This window comes from Ruegeria sp. AP7, from assembly GCF_056539905.1.
In genome coordinates, this window is the sequence record NZ_JBQFVT010000043.1 from 1 (window position 1) to 1095 (window position 1095).

General features: G+C 55.3%; 1 protein-coding gene. It reads left to right on the forward strand.

Going from position 1 to position 1095, the window contains the following annotated elements; translation table 11 throughout:
• Positions 1-151: 151 nt before the first annotated feature.
• Positions 152-985, forward strand: coding sequence for an IS3 family transposase (locus tag ACR0KN_RS22450; RefSeq protein ID WP_480579072.1), 834 nt, complete (start codon positions 152-154; stop codon positions 983-985).
• Positions 986-1095: the final 110 nt, after the last annotated feature.

The following is a 1095-nucleotide window of genomic DNA, read 5'->3' on the forward strand; positions in this document are numbered from 1 at the left end:
GGCGCAAGCGGTTTGGTGGGATGGGACGATCTGAGATGGCCAATCTGAAGGCGCTGCAGAAAGAGAATGATCGGCTCAAGAAAATCGTGGCTGAGCTTGAACTGGACAAACTCATTCTCAAGGAGAGCCTTGATTATCTAAAGCCAAAGGCCTGACGGCAGACCAGCTTCGTCAGGCCGTGGTCCACACCCGACAAAAGCTGGCAACCTCTGAACGGCGCACCTGTCGCGTGATTGGATTGGCGCGGAGCACGCTGCAATACCGCGCAGCGCCAAAGGATGATGAGGCGTTACGTCTGGCGATGATCCGATTGGCCAAACGGTATGGGCGCTACGGCTACCGCAAGGTCGCCGAGCTGCTGCGTGTCGAAGGCTGGGCAGTCAATCATAAAAAGATCGAACGACTATGGCGCGAAGAAGGCTTGCAGCTCCCACAACGGCACAAGAAACGCAAACGGCTGTACCACAAGGACAGCTCGATCATCCGGCTCCGACCGCAACATCCCAATCACATCTGGAGCATTGACTTTGTCCACGACAAGCTGAGCAACGGACAGAGCTACAAGATGCTGACGGTGCTGGATGAGTATACCCGTGAGGCGCTCTGCGTAGCGGTCAAGCCGAAGATGAACAGCGCAGACGTGCTGGATGCGCTCTACCCACTCTTATTGCGGCACGGGAAGCCCGAACACATCCGTTCCGACAACGGCGCGGAGTTCATCGCAACGGCCCTGCAGACCTGGTTAAGAAAGGTGGGCATTAAGCCGATCCAAATCTACCCGGGATCACCTTGGGAGAATGGATACAACGAGCGCTTCAATGGCACTCTGCGCCGGGAAGTCCTCAACGCAGAATGGTTCCACACCACCAAACAGGCTCAGATCGTCATCAATACCTGGCTTAGACAGTACAATCGTGTCAGACCCCATCAGGCTCTAAACATGCGACCGCCCGTTCCAGAAACCTTGCTCAAAACTGGCCCATAGAATTGGGGCTGGACAACCGGATAATACAAAAAACGTGTCCCTACAAATTCGCTGAGACGACAAAGATACGAAGGATCGGGAACACCCCGTTTGTACGCGGCTCGGCTTTG